The 807-nt window shown below is 70.0% G+C and carries 1 protein-coding gene; it reads left to right on the top strand.

Annotated elements, in window-relative coordinates; genetic code table 11:
* Window positions 1-807: aminotransferase class III-fold pyridoxal phosphate-dependent enzyme (locus tag IJ15_RS0124740; RefSeq protein ID WP_037136451.1), on the top strand; the 807-nt coding region annotated here is incomplete at both ends.

The raw sequence follows: 807 nt of genomic DNA on the forward strand, positions 1-807 counted from the left end.
CGATGCCGGACTCGTACCGGTGACGGCTGCGACGCGCCGCGAACTCGACCGCGCCGACGCGCACAGCGCCCACAACTACAGTCCGCTGCCGGTGATCGTCGAATCCGGATCGGGGGCGTGGGTCCGGGGTATCGACGGGGTCGAGTACCTCGATGTCCTGGCCGGCTACTCGGCGTTGAACTTCGGGCACGCGCACCCCGAACTGGTCGAGATCGCGCGGGAACAGCTCGGCCGGCTCACGCTGACCAGTCGCGCGTTCCAGCACGACCGGTTCGCGCAGTTCTGCGCCGACGTCGCGCGGCTGTGCCGCAAGGACGCGGTCCTGCCGATGAACACCGGTGCCGAGGCGGTGGAGACCGCACTGAAACTGGCCCGCAAGTGGGGGTACGACGTCAAGGGCGTCCCGCGCGATCGTGCCGAGATCATCACCTGCGCGGGCAACTTCCACGGGCGCACCATCGGCATCGTCGGGTTCTCGTCCGATCCGGACGCCCGCGGGGGATTCGGGCCGTTCCCTCCAGGCTTTCCGTCCGTCGAGTACGGCAGCGTCGACGCACTGGCGGACGCGATCACCGAGAACACTGTCGCCGTCCTCGTCGAACCGATCCAGGGTGAGGCGGGCGTGCTGGTGCCGCCCGACGGCTATCTGGCGGGCGTGCGACGGCTGTGCGACGACCGCGGCATCCTGCTGCTCGCCGACGAGATCCAGAGCGGTCTGGGGCGGACGGGGGAGACCTTCGCGTGCGACCACGAGGGGGTGGTCCCCGACGTCTACATCCTGGGCAAGGCGCTCGGCGGTGGGCTGGT

The organism is Prescottella defluvii (genome assembly GCF_000738775.1).
GTDB lineage: Bacteria > Actinomycetota > Actinomycetes > Mycobacteriales > Mycobacteriaceae > Prescottella > Prescottella defluvii.